Source organism: Shewanella sp. 30m-14, assembly GCF_052977125.1.
On sequence record NZ_JBRILW010000006.1, the window covers coordinates 89,047 to 114,142 of the forward strand.

A 25,096-nucleotide genomic window follows, 5' to 3' on the forward strand; every position below is an offset into this window, starting at 1 on the left:
CAGCAGAGGGGAGTTTTAATATATGGCAGATACTACAGTAGACAAGCTAGCCCAGGAAGTTGGGAAAAGCACTGATCGTTTAGTCGAGCAGTTTTCTCAGGCTGGTATTAAGAAGTCGGCGAGTGATACGGTTTCTGAAACTGAAAAACAGCAGTTGCTTGATTTCCTTAAGAAGCAACATGGTGGCGATGCAGCCCCAACGAAAATGACATTACAACGCAAATCAGTTTCAACACTTAGTGTTGCTGGTAGTGGCGGACAGTCTAAAGACGTTAAAGTCGAAGTGCGTAAAAAGCGTACGTTCGTAAAACGTGACGAAGCGGCAGAAGCAGAACTAGCTGCTGCGGCTAAAGCAGAAGAAGCTAAAGTTGCTGAAGAAGCTAAGGCTGCCGCGGAAGCAAAAGCTAAAGCGGATGCAGAAGCAAAGGCAAAAGCTAAGGCTGATGCCGAAGCTAAGGCGAAAGCAAAAGTGTTAACAGAAAAACCAGTTCAAGAAAGTGCTGAAGATAAAGCAGCTAAAGCAGAAGAAGCAAAATTGTTAGCCGCTCAAGACGCAGTTGCGAAAGCAAAAGCTGATGAAGAAGTTGCAGCAGCTGCAGAAGTTGCTCGTCGTTTAGCGGAAGAAAACGAAAAGCGTTGGGCTGAAGAAGAAAAAGCCCGTAAAGAAGCTGAAAAGTCAGTTGATCACCACGTGACGACCTCTACTGAGGCACGTGCTGCTGAAGATACAGCTGATGCGAACGCTGAAAAGCGCGGTCGTCGTCCACGCAAGCCTTCTGCTAATGCGGGTAATAACCCTAACGCGAATGCTAACGCTGGTGCGGGTAAGCCAACAGGTAAAGGTAAGCGCGGTAAAGACAATCGTCGTGATAACCGTAACTCACGTAATTCACGTAGCAACAATCGTAGCGTTGCGCCAGAGTCAATGGATCACGCGTTCACTAAGCCTGCTGCAGTGGTTAAAGCTGATGTCAGCATCGGTGAAACGGTTTCAGTTTCTGAATTGGCTTCTAAGATGTCAATCAAAGCTACTGAAATTATCAAGCAGATGATGAAAATGGGCTCTATGGTTACAATTAACCAAGTCCTAGATCAAGAAACTGCGCAGTTAGTTGCTGAAGAAATGGGTCATAAAGTTGTGCTTACTCGTGAAAACGAACTAGAGCACCAAGTACTTGCTGATCGTAACGGCGATATATTAGCTGAATCTCGTGCTCCAGTAGTCACTATCATGGGTCACGTTGACCATGGTAAGACATCGCTACTTGATTACATTCGCCGCGCGAAAGTTGCTTCAGGCGAAGCAGGTGGTATTACTCAGCACATCGGTGCGTACCACGTTGAAACTGAAAATGGCATGATCACTTTCTTAGATACTCCTGGTCACGCTGCGTTTACCGCTATGCGTGCTCGTGGTGCTAAGGCTACCGATATCGTAATCCTAGTGGTTGCGGCTGATGACGGTGTTATGCCTCAAACAATCGAAGCGATTCAACATGCTAAAGCCGGTGGCGTTCCGCTAATCGTTGCAGTTAACAAGATGGATAAGCCTGAAGCAGATCCTGATCGTGTTAAGTCTGAGCTTTCACAGCATGGCGTTATGTCTGAAGATTGGGGCGGAAACAACATGTTTGTTAATGTTTCTGCTAAGACTGGCGATGGTATCGATGAGCTATTAGAAGGTATTCTTCTAGAAGCTGAAGTACTTGAACTTAAAGCTGTTCGTGAAGGTATGGCTGCTGGTGTTGTTGTTGAATCTAAGCTTGATAAAGGCCGTGGTCCAGTTGCAACAGTTCTTGTACAAGAAGGTACATTGAAGCAGGGCGATATCGTTCTATGTGGTCTTGAGTACGGTAAAGTCCGTGCGATGAGAGATGAGAATGGTAAAGCAATTACTGAAGCTGGCCCATCTATTCCTGTAGAGATCTTAGGTCTTTCAGGTGTGCCATCGGCTGGTGATGAAGCGACGGTAGTACGTGATGAGCGTAAAGCACGTGAAGTTGCACTATATCGTCAAGGCAAGTTCCGTGATGTTAAGTTGGCTCGCCAGCAGAAGTCTAAGCTTGAAAACATGTTTGCTAACATGACTGAAGGCGAAGTCGAAGAGTTGAATATCGTGCTTAAGGCTGATGTTCAAGGTTCACTTGAAGCTATTTGTGATTCATTAAATGCGCTTTCAACTGGCGAAGTTAAAGTTAACATCATCGCACGTGGTGTGGGTGGATTAACTGAAACTGATGCAACTCTTGCTGCAGCATCTAATGCAATTATGGTCGGCTTTAACGTTCGTGCTGATGCACAGGCGCGTAAAGTTGTTGATAGCGAAAGTGTTGACCTACGTTATTACAGCATCATCTATCAATTGATTGATGAAGTTAGAGACGCAATGAGTGGCCTGCTTGCTCCTGAATTTAAGCAAGAGATCATTGGTCTTGCTGAAGTTCGTGATGTATTTAAGTCTCCTAAGATTGGCGCGATCGCCGGTTGTATGGTGACCGAAGGTACTATTAAGCGTAGCGCTCCAATCCGCGTTCTTCGTGACAACATTGTTATCTACGAAGGTGAGCTTGAATCACTTCGTCGCTTTAAAGACGATGTTAGCGATGTTCGTAACGGTATGGAATGTGGTATCGGTGTGAAGAACTATAATGACGTCAGAGTTGGCGATCAGATTGAAGTCTTCGAAACGGTAGAAATTGCACGTACCTTGTAATTCAACTAGTTACTTATAAGGGCGGCGTTAGCCGCCCTTAATATTTATGGCAAATATATTATGGCAAAAGAATTTAGTCGTACACGTCGTATTGCACAGCAGCTTCAACAGGAGCTAGCACAAGTGCTACAACGTGATATGAAAGACCCACGAATCGGGTTTGTGACGGTTAATGATGTCGATGTTTCTCGCGATTTAAGCTATGCAAAAGTCTATGTCACTTTCTTTGAAGAAGACGAAAAGCTTGTTCAAGAGAAAGTTGAAGCGTTAGATGCAGCTGCAGGCTACATCCGTTCATTGGTTGCCGGCCGTATGAAGTTACGCGTTATGCCTGAACTTCGCTTTATCTACGACAGCTCGCTTGTTGAAGGTATGCGCATGTCTAACTTAGTTAGCCGCGTTATCAGCAATGACGAAGCAAAGCAGAAGCAACACGGTATTGAACCTGATGCTGCGAAAGATGATACAAAGGAAGAGGGCGATAAGTAATGGCACGTCGTTCTCGCGGTCGTTTTATCGACGGTATTGTACTGTTAGATAAAGATACTGGTATGAGTTCTAACTTTGCATTACAAAGAGTGAAACGCTTTTTTAATGCAAATAAAGCTGGCCATACCGGTGCTCTTGATCCGCTAGCAACGGGCATGTTACCTATTTGCTTAGGTGAAGCGACGAAGTTTTCGCAGCACCTACTTGATGCGGATAAACGTTACTTAGTGACTGCAAAGCTTGGGCAACGTACCGATACCAGCGACTCTGATGGTGAAGTTGTTCAAACAAGAGAAGTTAACTTCACTCAAGAACAGCTTGATACAGCACTGGATTATTTTCGCGGTGAGACGATGCAAGTCCCGTCTATGTTCTCGGCGCTCAAGTACCAAGGTCAGCCTTTGTATAAGTACGCTCGCGAGGGAATTGAAGTCCCCCGTGAAGCACGCCCTATCAATGTGTTTGAGTTAAATTTTATCAGCCTTGAAGGTGATGAATTGACCTTGGATATCCATTGCTCTAAAGGCACTTACATCCGTACAATCACTGACGATTTGGGCGAGATGCTAGGCTGTGGTGCTCACGTTATCATGCTACGTCGCACACAAGTTGCCGGTTACCCATACGATAAGATGGTGTCGCTTAAACAGCTTGAAGAACTTGTGACGAAAGCTGAAGATGAGTCTTTATCACTGTCTGAAGTGCTCGATCCACTCTTGTTACCTATGGATACCGCGGTAAGTGGTTTCAAAGAGATAAACGTCTCTGACGAACTTGCTACTTACTTGATGAACGGTAACCCTGTACAGGTGGCCAACTTACCGGTTGATGAGTTAGTTCGTATCACTATCGGCGAATCTCGTCAGTTTGTTGGTATCGGACAAATGAACGATGATGGACAGCTTGCTCCTAAGAGACTTATCGTACTACGAGAGCAACAAGATTAATTGAGGACTTATTCCTAGATTAATCTTGCTACCCAAAGTCTAAATGGGTAGAATGGCGCGCCCCTTTGGCTGAGTTAGTGATCGGCTAAAGATTTTTTAATGTAATATTTTGGAGATAGAAATGTCACTAAGTGTTGAAGCTAAAGCTCAAATCCTAGCTGAATTTGGTCGTTGTGAAAATGATACTGGTTCTTCTGAAGTTCAAGTTGCTCTGCTAACTGCGCAGATCAACCACCTACAAGGTCACTTCAAAGAGCACATCCACGATCACCATTCACGTCGTGGTCTACTACGTATGGTTAGCACACGTCGTAAGCTTCTTGCATACCTTAAGCGTACTGAAAACGTTCGCTACCAAGAGCTAATCAAGAAGTTAGGTCTACGTCGTTAATTTTAACGTCTGATCTATTAAAAGGAGGCCAAGCCTCCTTTTTTTGTGCCTGACTTTCGGCTATAAGCCGCCATTCGCCAGTTTATAGCTGTTGGTATGCAGGGTGCTTTAGCTGAAGATATACCTGTTGGTTTTAATCCTGAACGTTTTAGCTGATAAGTGAAGTTCGATTGGTTGCAATGTATTTTTCTTCAAACTCTTCTATTGGCAAAGGCTTACTAAAGTAAAACCCTTGGCCTATTTGGCAGCCACGCTCCTGCAACCAGGCTAGTTGTTGCTCACTTTCAATTCCCTCAGCCACAATGTTTAAGTCAAGCTGCTTACCGAGCATCAAGATGGTTGACGCGATAGCACTTTCCTCTGGTAGATCGGACACAAAACAACGATCAATTTTCATGGTGGTAATGGGCAGGCGACGAAGGTACGACAACGAAGAATACCCGGTACCAAAATCATCAACCGCAATCCCAAACCCCGCACTCTTTAGCTCTCTAAGTTTGATAATGGACGACTCGATATCACTCATTAGAGAGGTCTCAGTTATCTCAATCTCTAACAGCTCTGGAGCGATTTGATAGCGTAGTGTCGCTTGCTTAATATCGGGCACAATACTGGCGTCTAGAAACTGCTGAGGAGCGACATTAATTGCAATAGGTAGTGAGAAATTATAACGCATTTGCCAATCTCTAATCGTCTTACAGGTTTGCTCAATTACCCAGCGCCCGATAGGTATAATGATACCAGTCTCTTCAGCCACAGGAATGAAAGATATTGGACTGATTAAACGTCCATCTTTTTGCCAGCGGATCAGTGCTTCACAGCCAATAACCTCTCCGGTTTTTATATCGAGTTTAGGCTGAAAATGGAGTAAGAATTCATTGTTTTTTAGTGCGTCATGTAAGGATGCTTCGGTTCTTAAGCGAACGGCTGCTCTTTCGGTCATTTGGGATTTAAAGAAAGCCCACTGGTTCGACCCTGCAGCTTTTGCACTGTACATGGCGATATCTGCATGGCGAATTAGATCTTCTGCCCGCAGGCCATCGTCTGGGTAGATGGCGATACCTACCGAGGCCGCCGGGTGCACCGTATGCTCATTGAGTTGCATAGGGTTATTCAGTTGTATTAGCAGCTTATCGACAAACTCAGCCGCTTGGCTTGGTGACTCTAAACCATCCGCGAGTACCACAAACTCATCGCCCCCTAATCTAGCAACAGTGCCCATTTGGCCAACAGCAAGCTCTAAGGTACGGGCTACACGGATCAAAAACTGATCGCCAATCTCATGGCCTAAGGAGTCATTTACATTTTTGAATCGGTCTAAGTCAATAAATAGCAGTACGAATTGACATTGCTGTTTTTTTGCTCGCCCAATGGTTACCGCGATGGTTTCTAAAAGCAAAGTGCGGTTCGGCAAGCCCGTTAAGGGATCTCGGGTTGCCATTTTGCGTAATTTATTTTGAGTATTATCAAATTGAACCAAAATTTGATTTAGCTTAGAGGTGACGAGCCCGAGTTCATCATTACAGTGAGCACTGTCTATGGGGAGTAGGTTTCTCGCAGGAGACTCCGGGTCTATGTTGTCGATAGACTCACTGATGCGAGCAATAGGTTGGGTTAAAAATCGGTGAAATAATACCGACAATACCAGTGTGAGCAAAAATGCTCTCGCTAAGGTAGCCCAAAGGCTGAAGCGCAAAGTTGATATTAATGAACTGGTGAGCTCTTGGGTGTCATAAAAGACCGTTAAGGTACCAATCAGTTCTTCGTTACCATTACTGTCAACATAAAATGGTCGATACAGCGAGCGGGATAGCTGTTTGAAATCACCAAAAAGCGCAGCGCTAATTTCGCTATACACTTCAGCATTAGCCGCTCCGGGACCGTTACTGACTGACACGAACCGACTACCGTCTTCTAAATCCATTATTGCAGAGCTTACATGCTCAACTTTTAAGATCCCTTGTATTGTTTGCACGGCAAGTACATCATCTAACGCCCAGACTGCATTTGTTGCAGGTTGTTCGACGGAATCCAGTAGTTCGCGCTGGGTATCGGTTAACTCATGGCGGGCGTTAATAACGAGCAGAGAAATCTCAATAAGAAAGATGGCAACGGCAAAAAATAGCGTTGCAGATACGACCAAAATAGTCTGTTTCCACGTGAGGGATTTAAAGCGCTGCTCCATCAACTCTTGTCCTTTATATCAATGACTTATTTTTGTAGTGTTGATTGCTTTATGTTTACGTTGTACATGTTTTTTACCGAATGAAACCACTTTAGAGAAAAGATTCCGCTTTGTCATCAATCTATTCTCTTTATCTATTGAATAAACTTGCAGTATACTTACGCGCGTAATTAAGGTAATTAAATATTAAGGAATGGTTCACGTGAATCCAATCGTAAAGAGTTTTGAATATGGTCAGCACACAGTCACATTAGAGACTGGGGTTATCGCGCGTCAAGCAGATGCAGCTGTTTTGGCAAGTATGGGTGATACAACAGTTTTAGTAACTGTTGTTGGCAAGAAGTTTGAAGAGCCAGGCCGTGACTTTTTCCCGCTAACCGTTAATTACCAGGAAAAAACATACGCAGCCGGTAAGATCCCTGGTGGATTCTTTAAGCGTGAAGGTCGTCCATCTGAAGGTGAAACGCTGACTGCACGTCTAATTGACCGTCCAATCCGCCCACTATTCCCGAACGGCTTTAAAAACGAAGTTCAGGTTATCATTACTGTTGTTTCAGTTGATCCAGAAATCAGCCCAGAAGTTATCTCTATGATTGGTACTTCTGCAGCACTGTCTATCTCTGGTATTCCATTTAACGGTCCACTAGGTTCAGCTCGTGTTGGTTATGTAAACGGCGAATACATCTTAAACCCAACTGTATCTCAGTTAGTTGACAGCCAGCTTGAGCTATCTGTTGCCGGTACTGAAAGTGCAGTATTGATGGTTGAGTCTGAAGCAAGCGCATTGCCTGAAGAAGTCATGTTAGGTGCGGTTGTTTATGGTCACGACCAGCAGCAAGTTGTTATCAAAGCTATCAAAGAGCTACAAGCTGAAGTGAACAAGCCTGTATGGGAATGGGCTGCACCAGTTCAAGACCAAGAGCTTGTTGCTAAGATCAAAGGTTTGGCTGAAGCAGGTTTAACTGAAGCTTACCAGATTGAAGTTAAGCAAGATCGTTACGCTCAAGTAGGTGTTGTTAAAACAGCAACTAAAGAAGCATTGTTGGCTGAAAATCCAGATGCTAATACACGTGAAATCGACGGTCTTCTAGCTAGCCTAGAGAAGAAAGTGGTTCGTAGCCGTATTATCGCGGGTAACCCACGTATCGATGGTCGTGAACCAGATATGGTTCGTGCACTTAACGTGATGGCTGGTGTTCTTCCACGTACTCACGGTAGCTCACTATTCACTCGTGGTGAAACTCAAGCGCTAGTAACTTGTACTCTTGGTACAGAACGTGATGCACAGAAGATTGATAGCATCATGGGCGAGTACACTAACCGCTTTATGCTTCACTACAACTTCCCTCCATACTCTGTTGGTGAAACAGGCATGGTTGGTTCTCCAAAGCGTCGTGAAATTGGTCACGGTAAGCTAGCATGGCGTGGTATTAACGCTGTTATGCCTACAGCTGAAGAGTTCCCATACAGCGTTCGCGTTGTATCTGAAATCACTGAATCTAACGGTTCAAGCTCTATGGCTTCAGTTTGTGGTACGTCTCTTGCTCTTATGGATGCAGGTGTTCCAATCAAGACTTCTGTTGCGGGTATCGCAATGGGTCTAGTTAAAGAAGGCGACGATTTCGTTGTTCTTTCTGACATCCTAGGCGATGAAGATCACTTAGGTGACATGGACTTTAAAGTTGCTGGTACTCGCGACGGTATTACTGCGCTGCAGATGGATATCAAGATCGAAGGTATCACTAAAGAGATCATGCAGATTGCTCTACAGCAAGCATACGGCGCACGTGTTCATATCCTAAACGTAATGGACCAAGCTATCTCAGGTCACCGTGGTGATATTTCTGAGCATGCTCCACGTATTACAACAATCAAGATCAATCCAGAGAAAATTCGTGATGTTATTGGTAAAGGTGGTGCGACAATTCGTGCACTTACTGAAGAAACCGGTACTACAATCGAACTTGATGACGATGGTACAGTGAAAATTGCTTCTTCAAACGGTGATGCGACTAAAGAAGCTATCCGTCGTATTGAAGAGATCACTGCAGAAGTTGAAGTGGGTACAGTTTACAACGGTAAAGTTGTTCGTATCGTAGACTTCGGTGCTTTCGTAACGATTCTTCCTGGTAAAGATGGTCTAGTTCATATTTCACAAATCGCTGAAGAGCGTGTTGCGAATGTGTCAGACTACCTAGAAGTAGGTCAAGACGTTAAAGTTAAAGTGATGGAAGTTGACCGCCAAGGCCGTGTACGTCTTTCTATGAAAGAAGCTGCACCTAAAGCTGAAGCGCCAGCTGCTGAGTAAGCACTAGCACTTTAAATAAAAGGAGGCCTATGGCCTCCTTTTTTGTGCCTGTAAAAAATATCTTGATGAAATAAGCAACACTAATTGGAATATTTTCAAATCCTTGATAGCAGTAGTGAATAGGGGTTGCTATGATTGGAGCTATTGGTGAACTCAAAAGGTTAAATGGATGAATCAAAAGATGCGAACTGCCGTGGTCGTGGCTATGGCAAGCGTGAGTATGCTGCTAACAGGATGTGTATCAACTTCCGAAAGCGAACAACAAGCTTCGATTAAAGTCGCGCCGGTTTCTCCTGATTATAAATTAGAAATCACCTTAGCAAAATTGAATGAGATTTTGGCATCTGTTGAGCTAACGCCTGAACAACGCGCACGATTTCATTATGACCGTGGTGTTATCTATGACCGCGTGGGCCTGCGTATACTAAGCCGCATTGATTTTCATCAAGCGCTAAAACTTCAACCTAATCTCGCAGATGCCTATAACTTCCTTGGTATTTATTACACTCAAGAAAGTGAATTTGAAAGCGCTTATGAAGCATTTGACGCTGTTTTAGAGCTGTCACCAGGTTATGACTATGCTTACCTTAATAGAGGGATTTCACTTTATTATGGCGAAAGGATGGAACTTGCTGTCTCTGATATGAACGACTTTTATGCTCGTGATCCATCAGATGGTTATCGAGTGTTGTGGTTATACTTAGCCGAACGTGAAGTGGATGAACTGGCTGCTCAAACGCAATTAGCGAATAATCGCACTAAGCTGCAAGCTAATGCTTGGTCAACTGCCTTGGTGGATTATTATTTAGGGCAAAAGAGTAAAGAGCAGATCTTTAGCCTGGCAAAAGAGGGATTAAAACACCCGAATGAATATGCTGAGCGCCTTTGTGAAGCGTATTTTTATATGGCGAAAATAGCGCAAAAACGTGGCGAAAACGTCGAAGCCGCGAACTATTTCAGATTAGCATTAGCCACTAATATCTATGATTTTGTTGAGCATAGGTACGCTCGACTCGAGCTTGCCAGAATAAACCAAATATTGCAGCCTGCGGCAAATTAGCGCGGGCTGCCTATAAATAAGCCTCCTGATGGAGGCTTTTTTATAGGCCGTCATTTACAAATCCTCCCCATACTGATTTTACGCTCTAGTTTGGTAGCCAAAATATAGGTGAACGGCTATAATTGCGGCCTTTGTGAACTCCCAGAATTACAGGTAAACATGTCAGGCAATAAAGTTGAGGTCGACAAACGTCGCACTTTCGCCATCATCTCTCACCCAGATGCGGGTAAAACCACCATTACTGAAAAGGTTCTTTTATTCGGCAACGCGTTACAAAAAGCGGGTACCGTAAAGGGCAAGAAATCAGGTCAGCACGCTAAGTCTGACTGGATGGAGATGGAAAAAGATCGCGGGATCTCAATTACGACTTCTGTAATGCAGTTTCCTTATCACGATGCGCTGGTGAACCTGCTAGATACGCCTGGTCACGAAGACTTCTCTGAAGATACCTACCGTACATTAACGGCGGTTGACTCATGTCTGATGGTGATTGACTCTGCTAAAGGTGTAGAGCAACGTACTATTAAGCTAATGGAAGTTACACGCCTACGTGATACGCCTATTGTGACCTTCATGAACAAACTTGACCGTGATATTCGCGATCCAATCGAATTGATGGATGAAGTGGAAGAGGTGCTGAACATTAAGTGTGCCCCTATCACTTGGCCAATCGGTGCAGGTAAAGAGTTCAAAGGTGTTTATCACCTATTGCGCGATGAAGTGATCTTGTACAAAGGTGGTATGGGTCATACCATTCAAGATTCTCGTATCATTAAAGGTTTGGATAACCCAGAGCTTGATGAAGCGATTGGTAGCTATGCCGCTGAAATTCGCGATGAGATGGAATTGGTTGTTGGCGCTTCACATGAATTTGACCACGAACTATTCTTAAAAGGCGAATTGACACCTGTTTACTTCGGTACAGCGTTAGGCAACTTCGGTGTTGACCATATTCTTGACGGTATCGTTGAGTGGGCTCCAACACCTCAGCCCCGCGAAACAGAAGTGCGCGACGTGCTGCCTGATGAAGAAAAGTTCAGTGGTTTCGTGTTTAAGATCCAGGCAAACATGGATCCTAAGCATCGTGACCGTGTGGCCTTTATGCGAATTTGTTCAGGTCGTTATGAGCAGGGCATGAAGATGCATCACGTACGTCTAGGTAAAGACGTAAACGTGAGCGACGCGTTGACCTTTATGGCCGGCGATCGTAACCGTGCTGAGGCTGCATATCCTGGTGATATTATCGGCTTACATAACCATGGTACGATTCGAATTGGTGATACTTTTACCCAAGGTGAGAAGCTTCGCTTTACTGGTGTACCAAACTTTGCACCAGAAATGTTTAGACGCATACGTTTACGTGACCCTCTGAAGCAAAAGCAATTGCTTAAAGGACTGGTCCAGCTTTCAGAAGAGGGCGCCGTACAGGTATTTAGACCACTGGACAGTAATGACTTGATCGTAGGCGCCGTGGGTGTGCTTCAGTTTGAAGTTGTTGTCGGTCGTTTAAAGACTGAGTATAAAGTAGAAGCTATTTACGAGGCTATCAGTGTGGCTACCGCTCGTTGGGTCTATTGTGATGATCACAAGAAGCTTGATGAATTCAAACGTAAGTGCAGCATGAACTTAGCGTTGGATGGTGGTGATAACTTGACTTACATTGCACCGACTATGGTTAATCTTAATCTGTCGATGGAACGTTATCCTGATATTGAGTTCGCTAAGACACGCGAAAACTAACAGTCATACGCGCTTTTTATATTAAGCTGTTATTTTTAACCCCAAGCCTAGCTTGGGGTTTTGTTTTTAAGCTCAGTGGCTCTTATGCTATGTATACTAATTGTGTAATAGTTATCAGCTTGTGATTGACTCTATCAGCGTTTTGAGGAGGGTGTATGCGATATATAAGACGGTTATGGCATAAATACATTCAATGGTGTGATCGGATGGGCTTAACGCTTGAAAATCGCCGTTGTTGTGCACCACTGCTATCAGAACCAGAGCTTCAGCGAACAACAAAGCCGGTCTCAAAAAGTTGCGGTTCAGCTAAAGTAGAAGCAAAAGTAGTGGTCAATGGGAAACCTTTAAAACAAGTAGCATTACCCCCAGCGCAGTTAACTCCAGCTCAATTATCCACAGTGCAGTCAGAGTCTAAAACTGAACATGATAAGCAACAGCTTCATGGCGTTTATCAGCAGTCAGCAGATAACGTAAGCGAGCTCAAGCGATGACTAATGCGGGTGTTTACGTACAGCCTATTATTGATAGTCATGCCCATATCGACTTTCCAGAGTTTGATTGCGATAGGGGCTCGCTATTTGATGATATGCAAGCTGCAGGTATTAAGACGGTTGTTATCCCTGGTGTCTCTCCTGAGCGATGGGGACGGCAAATCGAAGTGGCTAAGCAATATAACTGTTTTTTTAGTTTAGGGATCCATCCTTGGTATTGCGAAAGTACAACAGATAATGACATTCAAAAGTTACGTGCTTTACTTACTTACTATAGAGATGACCCTAGATTAGTTGCAATCGGTGAATGTGGCCTAGATAAGTTACATAAAAGTAATTTCGCAACACAAATGATGGTGTTTAAAGCTCAAATCAGCTTAGCAAAAGAATTTGAGTTGCCTCTCATTATGCATGCGGTAAGAGCACATGAAGAAGTGATTAAGTGCCTTAGAAGCGAGAGCTTAGTGAAAACGGGCGTCATTCATGGTTTCTATGGTGGCCCCGAACTAGCAATGCAATATGTTAATTTAGGTTACAAGCTAGGCATTGGGGGTTTGTTGCTCAATGATAATGCACCTAAGCTGCAACAAACAGTAGCAAAGTTACCGCTAGAATCATTCGTTTTAGAAACCGATTCACCTGCTATGGCCCCTAAACGCAGTCAAACGAATCGTAATACCCCGCTAATTTTGCCTGAAATAATCAAAAAAATAGCAAATTTACAAAATAAATCAGCCGTTCTTATTTCCGAACAGATGTTTTTCAATGTCACGCAACTCTTTGACCTTTAATTTTTTTCTGTTCAAACAGATGTTCCGCGCACCGGAAATTCCAACGAAATCATTGAAATAAAACCTCAAAAACTTGATCAATACGACGCTTTTACCGACGTGGTCGGGTATAATCGGGGTCGTAAAAAAAGGTTGGTTAACAACATAATTAAAAAGTATTAACAATAGGGTGATGGTTAATGGATATTTTAATGAGTTTAGTAGGGGTGGTCACCTTACTAGCGATAGCTTTCGGGTTATCAAACAATAGAAAAGCAGTTAACAAGCGTACCGTTTTTGGTGCGTTAGCAATTCAAGCCGCTTTCGGTGGTTTTGTTTTGTACGTTCCAGTTGGTAAAGACATTTTGCAAGGAATGTCAGATGCAGTATCTAGTGTTATTGGATACGCTCAAAGCGGTATTGGTTTCTTATTTGGTGATTTAGCTAACTTTAAAGTTGGCTTTATTTTTGCCATTAACGTACTACCAATCATCGTTTTCTTCTCTTCTTTAATCGCAGTTCTTTACTACTTAGGCGTTATGCAGTGGATCATCCGTATTATCGGTGGTGCGCTACAAAAAGCATTGGGCACAAGTCGTACAGAGTCTATGTCTGCGACTGCTAACATCTTCGTTGGTCAAACTGAAGCTCCACTTGTTGTTCGTCCGTTTATCGCGACTATGACTAACTCTGAACTATTCGCCGTAATGGTGGGTGGTCTTGCATCTATTGCGGGTTCAGTAATGGCTGGTTACGCGCAGATGGGTGTACCTATTGAGTATCTAGTTGCGGCTTCGTTCATGGCAGCACCTGCTGGTCTATTAATGGCTAAGCTGATGCACCCTGAAACAGAAGAAGCAAAGAACGACATGAGCGATTTACCAGAAGATCCTGATAAGCCAGCTAACGTTCTTGACGCTGCGGCTGCAGGTGCTTCATCTGGTATGCATTTAGCACTTAACGTTGGTGCAATGCTTTTAGCATTCGTTGGCTTGATTGCTATGGTTAACGGTATTATCGGTGGCATCGGTGGATGGTTCGGTATGGAAGGCTTAACACTAGAATTAATTCTAGGTTATATCTTCATGCCTCTAGCATTCCTTATCGGTGTACCTTGGAACGAAGCACTTGTTGCTGGTTCTTTCATCGGTCAGAAGATTGTCATTAACGAATTTGTTGCTTACCTAAACTTTGCTCCATACCTAAAAGATCTTGCTGATGGCGGTATGGTTGTTGCTGAGACTGGTGTAGCAATGTCGGACCGTACTAAAGCGATTATCTCTTTCGCTCTATGTGGTTTCGCTAACCTATCTTCAATTGCGATTCTACTTGGTGGTCTAGGTTCAATGGCTCCGACTCGTCGCCATGATCTTGCTAAGCTTGGTATCCGTGCGGTTATCGCAGGTTCTCTAGCTAACTTAATGAGCGCAACACTCGCTGGTTTATTCTTAGCGTTGTAAGCCTCTATTAGGCTGGGCATTCATTGCCCAGTCTAAGCGCTATCCACCTTTTGGCTAGCGCTATATTAAATCAATCGTTTTCCAAACTAAGTGTTCTTTGAAATGATCAATAACTAGGGTTAGGGATTATTTCGACTTAAATAAGACAATAATAGTGATTAGGTAGCATTTTCGGCCTTAAAATCACAAGGTTGTTCGAATGTTAAAACTTAGTGTTCGCACTTTTACATTAATCATGTTGATGTTTGACGTAAATAAAGTAGAATGCGCGCCATAAAAAAGAAACGCTGACTCTTCAATAAAGAAGCGCGGCAAACCATAAATAAAAATGGGGTTGATGATGAAAAACGTTAAAACTTTAGCACTAGCTGCTACTGCTGTTGCCGCTACTTTTGCTGCACCTACTTTCGCTGCTGACCGTACAGATCTACGCGCTGGCGATTACAGCTGGATGCAGTTCAATGCAATGTACGCAGAAAATGAGCTTCCACGTGACGGTTCTACTGACAACGGTCACGACTACCTAGAGATGGAATTCGGTGGCCGCGCTGGTATCGTTGATCTATACGGTTATGTTGACGTGTTCAACGTAACGAATCGTGACTACGGCGATAAGAATAACGGCGCAAGCAAGATGTTCATGAAGCTTGCTCCTCGTTTCTCTATCGATGGCATGACTGGTTGGGACCTTTCTGCTGGTCCTATCCAAGAAGTTTACTTCTCAACTCTATTTAACTGGGGTGGCGGTGGAATCTCTGGTACTCGTCCAAACGACGTTGCAGGTGAACCTGATGTTACTATCGATGGCGACGTAAACATGTCTTTCTGGGGTCTTGGTGCTGACGTTATGGTTCCTTGGTTAGGTAAGACTGGCATGAACCTTTATGCTGCTTATGATCTAAACACTAAAGACTGGAACGGTTACCAATTCTCTATGAACTGGTTCAAGCCAGTAATGAACTTCGATAACGGTTCATTTGTTTCTTTCCAGGGTTATGTTGATTACCAGTTTGGCGCTGATTCTGTTGATGATTTATATGTGCCAACTACTTCTAGTGGTGGCGCTGCATACTTTGGTCTACACTGGCACTCAGATAACTATGCACTTGGTTACGGTCTAAAAGCATACCAAGATGTATACCTAGTGAAAGATGATGGCGGTCTTGTTGGTCTAGAATCAACTGGTTTCGCACATTACTTCACAGCTACTTACAAGTTCTAAGCTAAGCTTAAAACAGGTTAAGTATATGTCAGAGCCGCGAATTTCGCGGCTCTAATTAACTTCTACCAACCGCAAACTACATCTTTAATTTTTATTTCTACATCGGGTAACAGAATCAGCAGACGGTAATAAAAACGCCTTAATTTTTACTTAAGCATCAGCTATATTTATTAAGCTCTTATTAATGGGCTCTGGTAAGTCAGTTTGTTTAGGTAAGCATTAAGTCCTTCTCTCACACAATAAGTTGTATAAGAGAGGTGTCATAATAAAAGTTAAAAGATTTACTACGCGCTAAAATGGATTTTTCGCGGAAAGGCTGAAATAAGCAGTTTCAATTTCCCTTCCCGGTCTTCATGGATTCAAGTCGTGACACTAGTGTCAGGATGGTTGCGCTCAATTGAGTTTACAACGTTGGATACCTGAATAGTATTTTGATGTTAAGCGTTAAATGATGCTTAACATGTAATTCGGTAATGCCCGAAGGCCCGGCCCATAACAATAATCAAAATAAGCCAGTTCAAGGCATCGCCGTGCGATAATTTTCTGTTTTAAATTAATTATTTGAATCTTTCTCGGAGAGCTATTATGAGCGACTTAAAAAAAGCAGCACAACAAGCCATTAGTTTAATGGACCTTACAACGCTTAATGACGACGATACCGATCAAAAAGTAATCGACCTTTGTCATAAAGCTAAGACGCCTGCTGGCGACACTGCCGCTATCTGTATTTACCCTCGCTTTATTCCTATTGCGCGTAAAACCCTAAATGAAATTGATGGCGACGATATTAAAATCGCAACAGTGACTAACTTCCCACACGGTAACGACGATATCGCTATCGCAGTACTAGAGACTCGCGCAGCAGTTGCCTACGGCGCAGACGAAGTTGACGTCGTATTCCCATACCGCGCACTAATGGCTGGCAACGAAACGGTCGGTTTCGAGCTAGTTAAAGCCTGTAAAGAAGCTTGTGGTGAAGATGCAATTCTAAAAGTTATCATCGAGTCTGGCGTATTAGCCGATCCAGCTCTTATCCGTAAAGCATCTGAGCTATCAATCGATGCGGGTGCTGACTTTATCAAGACATCTACTGGTAAAGTTGCTGTTAACGCAACACTGGAAGCCGCTGAGATCATGATGACAGTGATCAGCGAAAAGAACCCTAAAGTTGGCTTTAAGCCAGCTGGCGGCGTAAAAGATGCTGCAGCTGCTGCAGAGTTTTTAGGTGTTGCGGCTCGTCTTCTAGGTGATGACTGGGCGACGCCTGCGACATTCCGTTTCGGCGCTTCAAGCCTGTTGACTAACCTTCTTCATACACTCGAGCTAGGTGACGCACCACAAGGTGCACAAGGTTACTAATCTTTACTGATTAAGCTTGTTGTTAAGTGTGATCTAAATCTAATTAGGTGTATCAAAAGTTCGTTAGTATGTAACAATATTACGACTTTTGATTCCCTTTAGCGGAATGCTAACTGAAAGCACTATTTATTAGGAACTCAGTTACACTCTTGGAGGTAGTACATGTTTTTAGCTCAAGAAATTATTCGTAAAAAACGTAATGCTGAAGTTCTTTCGACTGAAGAGATCCAATTCTTCGTCAACGGTATCACCAACAATACTGTTTCAGAAGGTCAGATCGCAGCCCTAGGCATGGCGGTCTATTTCAACGACATGAACATGGATGAACGAATTGCGCTTACTACGGCGATGCGCGATTCTGGCACAGTACTAGACTGGAAATCGCTCGACCTTAATGGTCCAATTATTGATAAGCACTCAACCGGTGGTGTGGGAGATGTCATTAGTTTGATGTTAGGCCCAATGGCTGCTGCTTGTGGTGGTTATGTGCCGATGATTTCTGGCCGGGGTCTAGGCCATACAGGCGGTACGCTCGATAAATTCGATGCCATTCCTGGCTATAATACCGAACCTGATAGTGCGCTGTTCCGCAAAGTTGTAAAAGAAGCGGGTGTGGCCATTATTGGTCAAACAGGCGATCTCGTTCCAGCTGACAAGCGTTTCTATTCTATTCGTGATAATACCGCGACCGTAGAGTCTATCTCTTTAATCACAGCTTCTATTCTTTCTAAAAAGCTTGCCGCAGGTCTTGATGCTTTGGCGATGGACGTCAAAGTCGGTACTGGCGCATTTATGCCGACTTATGAAGCCTCTGAAGAGCTCGCACGCAGTATTACCGCAGTCGCAAACGGAGCGGGCACTAAGACAACTGCATTGCTAACTGATATGAACCAAGTACTGGCTTCATGTGCCGGTAACGCTGTAGAGGTGAAAGAAGCGGTCGACTTTATGACGGGTGCTTACCGTAACCCGCGTCTGTATGAAGTGACCATGGGTCTATGTGCTGAGATGTTAGTGCTAGGCGGGATCGCCAGTACTGAGGCTGAAGCGCGCGTAAAACTCAACGCAGTACTGGATAACGGTAAAGCGGCAGAGATCTTTGGTCGCATGGTGTCAGGTTTAGGCGGTCCAGCAGATTTTGTTGAGAACTACAGCAAGTACCTACCTGATTCTCAAATTATTCGTCCAGTGTATGCAGACAAAGCCGGTTTTGCATCGGCAATGGATACCCGAGAACTTGGACTTGCAGTCGTTACCTTGGGCGGTGGTCGCCGTAAACCTGGGGATACTCTCGATTACAGCGTCGGACTTTCTAAAGTTTGCGCACTAGGTGATGAGATTAACGCTGATAAGCCTATTGCATTTATTCATGCTCAATCTGAAGACGCCTTTGCTGAAGCACAAGCTGCAGTGAAAAAAGCGATTCATATTGGCGATACCAAACCAGACAAAACTCCGGAAATTTATCGTTATATCCGCGAGTCAGATCTGTAACGGAGCACAGTTTATGAAACGTACTATAATCATGATGCTAGATTCATTCGGCATAGGTGAAGCGCACGACGCGCATGCCTTTGGTGATGTGGGTTCAAACACATTTGGCAATATCGCTAAAGCGTGTGCTGAAGGTAAGGCAAATGATGGTCGTGAAGGCCCATTAAAACTGCCTAACCTAGCTCGACTAGGTCTTGGTCATGCATCAAAAGAGAGCACCGGTGAGTTTCCTGCTGGCTTTGGTGATGATGTAGAGATCATTGGGGCATATGGCCATGCTGACGAGTTAAGTTCTGGTAAAGATACACCAAGTGGGCACTGGGAAATGGCTGGCGTACCTGTTCTTTATGAATGGGGTTACTTTGGCGATAAGCAGAACTCTTTTCCAAAAGAGCTAACTGATAGAATCCTTGCAAGAGCCGGTCTAACTGAGTTTCTTGGTAACTGCCACTCTTCAGGTACGATAATTTTAGAAGAGCTTGGCGAAGAGCATATGCGCACCGGCAAGCCAATTTTCTATACTTCGGCTGACTCTGTTTTCCAGATTGCATGTCACGAAGAGAGCTTTGGTCTTGAGAAGCTTTATGAGCTTTGTATCATTGCCCGTGAAGAGCTTAGCGATTACAACATCGGTCGTGTTATTGCGCGTCCGTTTGTGGGAACTTGCGCAAGTGATTTCGAGCGCACAGGTAATCGCCGCGATTACGCGGTTGAGCCACCTGCACCCACAGTGCTTGATAAACTTAAAGCAGCCGGTGGCGAAGTGGTCAGCGTAGGTAAGATTGCTGATATTTATGCACATTGCGGTATTACCAAAAAAGTTAAAGCGACAGGTCTTGAAGCCTTGTTTGATGCGACATTAGAGCAAGTTAAACAAGCGGGTGAAAATACTATTGTATTTACTAACTTCGTAGACTTTGATTCGCATTATGGTCATCGTCGCGACGTAGCGGGTTACGCACGTAGCCTTGAGTATTTTGACTCTCGCTTACCTGAGATTTTAGCGTTACTCGATGAAGATGATTTCTTGCTGCTAACGGCAGATCACGGTTGTGATCCAACTTGGCCAGGCAGTGATCATACTCGCGAACGTGTACCAGTTTTAGCCTATGGTGCAGGCCTTGAGCCTGGTTCATTAGGGCTGCGAAACAGCTTTGCTGATATGGGGCAATCCATTGCCAGCTACTTTAAGCTCGAACCAATGGAATATGGCGAATCATTTATTCGCTTATAAACGGTTACGGAATTTAAATTTGGCGGCTCAGATTGGGCCGCTAGTAAACAAGACTTAAGTTGATTACGACGGTCTAAAAATATAAATAGGGGTTATTCTGATGGCTACACCACACATTAATGCAGTAGACGGTGCATTTGGCGATACAGTGCTATTTCCAGGCGATCCATTACGCGCTAAGTACATTGCTGAAACGTTTCTAGAAAACGTTGAGCAAGTGACTGACGTACGTAACATGCTAGGCTTTACTGGTACTTACAAAGGCGTTCGTATTTCAGTTATGGGCTCAGGCATGGGTATTCCTTCTTGCTCAATCTACGCAACTGAATTGATTAAAGACTACGGCGTTAAGAACCTAATCCGCGTTGGCACTTGTGGCGCGATCAGCACTGACGTTAAAGTACGTGACGTGATTATCGGTATGGGTGCTTGTACTGACTCACAAGTTAACCGTTTACGTTTCAAAGGCCAAGATTTCGCAGCTATTTGTGATTACAGCCTACTAGCTGCTGTTGTTAAAGCTGCTGATGCAAAAGGTACTAAGTACCGCGTTGGTAACGTTTTCTCAGCAGACCTATTCTACACGCCAGATCCAGAAATGTTTGACGTGATGGAAAAGATGGACGTTCTTGGTGTCGAAATGGAAGCTGCTGGTCTATACGGCGTAGCGAAAGAATTCGGTGCTAAAGCCTTGTGTGTTGTTACTGTATCTGATCATATCCGTACAGGTGAAAAGACCTCTTCTGATGAGCGTCAATCAACCTTCAACGAAATGATCGAAATGACACTAGAAGCTGCTATTACTCTGTAATCGCTAAACTTCGCAGTCGTTGACTGCAGTGTGAAAAACGGACGCTTATGCGTCCGTTTTTGTTTTCAGTCTACAGGCAAGTACTGGTGCTTTTAAAAAGCGCTAGAGTTATTGTTACTCACTCTTCGGCTTTGGTTTTGGCTTAGCTTCGGCCTCTGTTACTGGCTCAGCTTTAGTCTTTGGTTTTGCAGGCGCTTTAGGCTTTTCTGCAGTCTTAGATTCTGCCTTAGCCTTAGGTTTTACCTTCGTCTTTGGCTTGGCTCTAGGTTTCACCGCAGGGGTTTCCTCTGCAGCACTTTGCTTTTTTAACTGGCTGGTATTAGTCGCAGCTGCCTTTTTTGGGACTGGTGTCGAGACTGGCTTTAGCATTGTTGCTGACGTTGCTGACGTTGCTGACGTTGCTGACGTTGCTGACGTTGCTGAAGGCTCAGGCTCTAACGTTAGCTTTGGCGCTAATTGTGACTTTGACTTTGAGCTTGACTTTGAGCTTGATTCCGACTCAAATTCCGACTCAAATCCAGGGCGCCGCTTTGGCTCAGATTCGATTTGAGCATTAGCATTAGCATTGCTTGGTTTTACTGTTTCTGTTTTAGGCGTGTGTTTTACGACTTCGGTTTCATTTCCATTTCCACTCCCTACTTGCTCAGATGTAGATGAACTGATTTCTATTAAGTTAGCTTCACAGGTCTTAGGCTCGATACTGGAAGTGACTTCAGTTGTCTCAGTGCTTTTTGCGCGCTTTTTATCTTCCGCAGCTTGTTTCTTGGCAGCCTTCGCGGCGGCTTTCTCATTTTTCTTTGTGAGTAATTGCCTGAGTTTCACTCTGGCTTTACGTCTATCAAAATCGGCACGTTTAAACGACAGGGCACGAGATAGCAACATACCAATCAAACCAGCAATAAGCAGCATCATCTGTTGCTGCTCCATGTTGATTTGGTGAGCCTCTTTTATTTCATTGAAGAAATACCTAGGTTCTAGGCGCACCTCAACATAACCCAAGTTTTTACCATCTTGAGAGACTGCCTCAACATAAGGCGGGTATTGTGCTAATGCATTGGTTAGCTCTGTTGATTCTGGCTCTAAGTCCTCATCGATAACGCTTTGGGCAAAGGAGAGTCTCACGCCATCTTCACTAAAGATGCTGGCAGACATGACTTTAGGATCTAAAACAAGCGCTTGAGCAAGCCATTGCAGCTGCTCGTCATTTTCTAACTGTAATGCCGGTGCAGCGCCATAAGCGGTTTGCTGCACCAGTAATCTTGCCATCTTTTCTGTTTGGGACTTTAGAAGCTGCTGCCCTTGTAGTAGGCTAGTTTCCCACAACTGATCGAGACCGATGAATAATGCGATAGCAACCATGATCTGCAATAATCGACTTATTCGATGGCTCTTTTTTAGGCCTTTTAAATAGAACACTGAAACCCTTAATTTGTTGTGTACTCACTTAATCATAATTGATTATGTCTGTACTCGATAGTTGGAGAGTCATAACTAATGAAAAATGCGAGTCAATCTACTGTTTTTGCTTGGTTAAACACCGAAAGTAGCACGTCTTTAATTGCTGGGAAACAAAGATTTTCTCGCCATAATGAAGCTGAGTACCCGTTAAGCTTTTCACGCTATCGAGTGGTATTTTTTTCAGCGCAAAAAGCGGTCGATAAAGCATGGCAAGCGCAGTTGATTGCTGTTGAGAACTGGCTGACTTCATTAAGTGTTGATTTAAGCCTTGCAATAATCAAGCGAGACTGCGACTTGACCTGTATTGAGGTTTGTCTTGAACCTTCACTCACTGTAGCGCAACAGGCTGCTTGCAATGCGCTATCTGGTGTTGAGTTATTCGAGTTATTTGCCAATGCTCCTGTTATTAATCAACCAGGCTTGCTGGTGATGGATATGGACTCCACAGCGATAGAGATTGAGTGCATCGATGAACTGGCTGTTATGGCTGGAGTGGGCGCCGAAGTTGCAGAAGTGACAGAGCTTGCTATGCAAGGCGAGCTTGATTTTGAGCAAAGCCTCAGGGCGCGAGTGGCGAAACTTAACGATGCCGATGCGCAAATTATCGAAGCCTTGTGTGACCGGTTACCACTCATGCCTGGACTTAAAGAGATGATTGCTGAGCTGAAAAGTCATGGTTGGCGTACGGTGGTCGCATCTGGAGGCTTTACTCCATTTGTTAACCACCTTAAGCAGCTGTTGGCACTCGATGCCGCTTTTGCCAATGAGCTAGATATTGCTAAGGGGAGGTTGCTTGGTAGTGTATCGGGTCAAGTTGTCGATGCGCAGTTTAAGGCCGATACCGTGCTTAACTGTGCACAGCAATGGCAAATAGAGGCTGGGCAAAAAGTCGCTATTGGTGATGGTGCCAATGATATTCCGATGATCCATGCTGCAGACTTTGGTATCGCCTATCATGCTAAGCCTAAGCTAGCTCAGGTGGCAGATGCAAAGATTAATAAGTTAGATTTAAAGACGCTGCCTTATCTGTTTCAGCTTAAGTGATCTCTTCGGTGTTGTTGCGACTCTTGCCTGAACACGCATGTTGTACTCTCTTGCTGCAACCTTTTGCTGTTACATAGGCCGGTTTAACTAAAAAGCTCATGACTATTCCGTTATGAGCTTTTGTTTTAAAACACAGCTATCATCTTGATTCATTTAGTTGATACATCTTCAAAGCTGTTTTAATGACGAATTAAACCTGTTTACGACCATTTAATTAGAGTGTTTACTCTTGTCTTTGTGTTATGACTTCAGTAGCTTATCTAAAAAAAGATGAGTACTTGCCGTTGAATATCCAACAAAAATCCTTTTATGTACCCTATAAGCATGGTCACCTTCATCTTAGGCAGATAGTGCCAGTTCAAGCTGATATGAATAAGCCGCCAGTGTTAATGTTACATGGCGCAATGTCTAATGGCCGAGTGTTTTATAGCGATTCAGGTAAGGGGCTTGGTTGCTACTTAGCAGATTCTGGCGTGGTGGTTTATGTACTCGACACACAAGGTCGGGGGCTCAGTGAGCCTAAACTGGCTCGTGGTTTTACTGGGGGGCAGGGGGAGGTGATTAGAGAGCAGTTACCTCTTATTCAGCAATATATTTTATCACTTCACCCAAATGTTAAAACCGTACATTGGTGCGCCCATTCATGGGGGGGAGTATTGATGGCGAGTGCTATCGCTCGCTATGATCATTTACAGCAATCTGTAGCGTCACTGGTGACCTTTGGCAGTAAGCGCCGCATACAAGTTAAGTCATTACAGAAATGGCTTACGGTTAATCTGGTGTGGAATAAACTTGCGCCCTTGATTGCTTGGCGCAGTGGTTACCTCCCAGCTGACAAACTTAAGATAGGGATGGACAATGAGTCTCGAGCATCATTAAGGCAAACTATCGAGTGGGTTGGCGGGCATTGGATAGATAATGATGATGGTTTTGATTACGCCAGTGCTGCCAAGCAGGCCAACTGGCCTAAGTCTTGGTTTATCGCTGGTAAGGGCGATAAGGTATTAGGTAACCCAAGTGATGTGCAGCGAATGATAAAAGAATGTCATATCAAGCAGGTCGACTACACCTTGTTATCGAAGAAGCAGGGGTTTAAACATGATTATGACCACGGCGGCATGTTAACTCACAAAGATGCTGTCGCAGATCACTTTCCTCGGATCAAAGACTGGTACCACAGCTTTAACGGCTAACGATTTTGCTGTTTGCTGTTTGCTGTTTGCTGTTTGCTGTTTGCTGTTTGCTGTTAGCTAGCGGTTAGTTTGAGCTGTGATATGGCCGCAACGTCAACGGCTCTAGTCACTTTGTGAGGAGAGTAGTGGCGCGAGTTTGACTAACTCGGCTAGATTACTGACCCCGAGTTTACTCATCAGTTTTGAGCGGTGCACCTCAATCGTTCTTAGCGCCACACAGAGTTCATTTGCCATCTGCTTATTGGTATTACCGGCAATGACTAAATCAAAAATTTGCGCCTCTCGTTCAGTTAATGTGTCAATCAAGGCTTGATGGGTTAACTTCCAATGTTGGCGGACGCTGTACGCTAAGCCTTTAGCGATAGATTGTGACAATAAATGACCTTGAACCGGTTTTTGGAAAAAGTCGAAAGCCCCATTTTTAAAGGCATCCACAGCCATAGGCACATCGCCGTGACCCGTTAAGAATATGACAGATAAAGGGCTTTTAGCTTGTGTGAGCAGTTGCTGCACTTGTGGGCCGGTAAGTCCTGGCATTCTGGCATCTAAGATCACGCAGCCAGCCTGGCTTAAATCAATCTCTGCAAGAAAGCGCACGCCACTACTAAAGCAGCTTAGCTTATAGCCGTAGCCATCCATTAAAAAGCTGATGGAATCAACAATTGCTTCGTCATCGTCAACTAAATAGACCGGGCCGTTGATTTGCTGTTGCACAGTGTCTTCTCAT

The 25,096-nt window shown here is 44.2% G+C and carries 20 protein-coding genes; 17 read left to right on the top strand and 3 right to left on the bottom strand.

Annotated elements, in window-relative coordinates; genetic code table 11:
• Window positions 1–22: 22 nt before the first annotated feature.
• The 4 genes from infB to rpsO all read left to right on the top strand — a co-directional run bounded on the left by infB (window position 23) and on the right by rpsO (window position 4,540).
• On the top strand, window positions 23–2,713 hold the full coding sequence (gene infB, locus ACVBIU_RS06480; protein WP_447163336.1) for a translation initiation factor IF-2: 2,691 nt from the start codon (window positions 23–25) through the stop codon (window positions 2,711–2,713).
• Window positions 2,714–2,773: 60 nt separating this feature from the next.
• A complete protein-coding gene (gene rbfA, locus ACVBIU_RS06485) occupies window positions 2,774–3,202 on the top strand; it encodes a 30S ribosome-binding factor RbfA (RefSeq protein ID WP_447160116.1) in 429 nt (142 codons plus the stop codon).
• A complete protein-coding gene (gene truB, locus ACVBIU_RS06490) occupies window positions 3,202–4,149 on the top strand; it encodes a tRNA pseudouridine(55) synthase TruB (protein ID WP_447163337.1) in 948 nt (315 codons plus the stop codon). Before rbfA ends, truB begins: the two co-directional genes overlap by 1 nt.
• 121 nt (window positions 4,150–4,270) lie before the next feature.
• Complete coding sequence (rpsO, locus tag ACVBIU_RS06495; RefSeq protein ID WP_012156278.1) at window positions 4,271–4,540, top strand: 30S ribosomal protein S15; 270 nt, start codon at window positions 4,271–4,273, stop codon at window positions 4,538–4,540.
• A 148-nt stretch (window positions 4,541–4,688) separates the two neighbouring features.
• Here rpsO and ACVBIU_RS06500 read toward each other — a convergent pair whose 3' ends face one another.
• Complete coding sequence (locus ACVBIU_RS06500; RefSeq protein WP_447160114.1) at window positions 4,689–6,725, bottom strand: putative bifunctional diguanylate cyclase/phosphodiesterase; 2,037 nt, start codon at window positions 6,723–6,725, stop codon at window positions 4,689–4,691.
• Between the two features lie 202 nt (window positions 6,726–6,927).
• Between ACVBIU_RS06500 and pnp the strand changes: the two genes are divergently transcribed.
• From pnp to deoD, 11 genes are all read left to right on the top strand, one after another.
• Window positions 6,928–9,033, top strand: a complete 2,106-nt coding sequence (gene pnp / locus ACVBIU_RS06505) for a polyribonucleotide nucleotidyltransferase (protein WP_447160113.1) — start codon at window positions 6,928–6,930, stop codon at window positions 9,031–9,033.
• Between the two features lie 169 nt (window positions 9,034–9,202).
• On the top strand, window positions 9,203–10,093 hold the full coding sequence (nlpI, locus tag ACVBIU_RS06510; RefSeq protein WP_447160112.1) for a lipoprotein NlpI: 891 nt from the start codon (window positions 9,203–9,205) through the stop codon (window positions 10,091–10,093).
• Between the two features lie 159 nt (window positions 10,094–10,252).
• The gene (prfC, locus tag ACVBIU_RS06515; RefSeq protein ID WP_447160111.1) at window positions 10,253–11,833 is read left to right on the top strand and encodes a peptide chain release factor 3; all 1,581 of its coding nucleotides are present in this window, start codon (window positions 10,253–10,255) and stop codon (window positions 11,831–11,833) included.
• Window positions 11,834–11,988: 155 nt separating this feature from the next.
• Window positions 11,989–12,324 carry a hypothetical protein gene (locus ACVBIU_RS06520; protein ID WP_447163338.1) on the top strand — a complete coding sequence of 112 codons (336 nt, stop codon included), beginning with the start codon at window positions 11,989–11,991 and terminating at the stop codon, window positions 12,322–12,324.
• On the top strand, window positions 12,321–13,115 hold the full coding sequence (locus tag ACVBIU_RS06525) for a TatD family hydrolase (protein WP_447163339.1): 795 nt from the start codon (window positions 12,321–12,323) through the stop codon (window positions 13,113–13,115). Before ACVBIU_RS06520 ends, ACVBIU_RS06525 begins: the two co-directional genes overlap by 4 nt.
• A 179-nt stretch (window positions 13,116–13,294) precedes the next feature.
• Entirely contained in the window at window positions 13,295–14,554 is a 1,260-nt protein-coding gene (locus ACVBIU_RS06530) for a NupC/NupG family nucleoside CNT transporter (protein ID WP_447160108.1), read from the top strand.
• A gap of 340 nt (window positions 14,555–14,894) precedes the next feature.
• Window positions 14,895–15,776, top strand: coding sequence for a nucleoside-specific channel-forming Tsx family protein (locus ACVBIU_RS06535; RefSeq protein WP_447163340.1), 882 nt, complete (start codon window positions 14,895–14,897; stop codon window positions 15,774–15,776).
• 585 nt (window positions 15,777–16,361) lie between these two features.
• On the top strand, window positions 16,362–17,135 hold the full coding sequence (gene deoC, locus ACVBIU_RS06540; protein ID WP_447160106.1) for a deoxyribose-phosphate aldolase: 774 nt from the start codon (window positions 16,362–16,364) through the stop codon (window positions 17,133–17,135).
• Between the two features lie 162 nt (window positions 17,136–17,297).
• Entirely contained in the window at window positions 17,298–18,629 is a 1,332-nt protein-coding gene (gene deoA / locus ACVBIU_RS06545) for a thymidine phosphorylase (protein ID WP_447160105.1), read from the top strand.
• A 13-nt stretch (window positions 18,630–18,642) separates the two neighbouring features.
• Window positions 18,643–19,863 (top strand): phosphopentomutase, encoded by a 1,221-nt coding sequence (locus ACVBIU_RS06550; protein WP_447160104.1) that lies wholly within the window; start codon window positions 18,643–18,645, stop codon window positions 19,861–19,863.
• Window positions 19,864–19,963: 100 nt separating this feature from the next.
• On the top strand, window positions 19,964–20,674 hold the full coding sequence (deoD, locus tag ACVBIU_RS06555; protein WP_447160103.1) for a purine-nucleoside phosphorylase: 711 nt from the start codon (window positions 19,964–19,966) through the stop codon (window positions 20,672–20,674).
• A gap of 114 nt (window positions 20,675–20,788) precedes the next feature.
• On the opposite strand, the gene ACVBIU_RS06560 is transcribed toward deoD, so the two are convergent.
• Window positions 20,789–22,090 (bottom strand): AhpA/YtjB family protein, encoded by a 1,302-nt coding sequence (locus tag ACVBIU_RS06560; protein ID WP_447163341.1) that lies wholly within the window; start codon window positions 22,088–22,090, stop codon window positions 20,789–20,791.
• Window positions 22,091–22,168: 78 nt separating this feature from the next.
• Here ACVBIU_RS06560 and serB point away from each other — a divergent pair, with 78 nt between their 5' ends.
• The gene (gene serB, locus ACVBIU_RS06565; RefSeq protein WP_447160101.1) at window positions 22,169–23,176 is read left to right on the top strand and encodes a phosphoserine phosphatase SerB; all 1,008 of its coding nucleotides are present in this window, start codon (window positions 22,169–22,171) and stop codon (window positions 23,174–23,176) included.
• Window positions 23,177–23,460: 284 nt separating this feature from the next.
• Complete coding sequence (locus ACVBIU_RS06570; RefSeq protein ID WP_447160195.1) at window positions 23,461–24,369, top strand: alpha/beta fold hydrolase; 909 nt, start codon at window positions 23,461–23,463, stop codon at window positions 24,367–24,369.
• Window positions 24,370–24,471: 102 nt separating this feature from the next.
• Here ACVBIU_RS06570 and ACVBIU_RS06575 read toward each other — a convergent pair whose 3' ends face one another.
• Window positions 24,472–25,083 (bottom strand): response regulator transcription factor, encoded by a 612-nt coding sequence (locus ACVBIU_RS06575; RefSeq protein WP_447163342.1) that lies wholly within the window; start codon window positions 25,081–25,083, stop codon window positions 24,472–24,474.
• Between the last annotated feature and the right edge of the window lie 13 nt (window positions 25,084–25,096).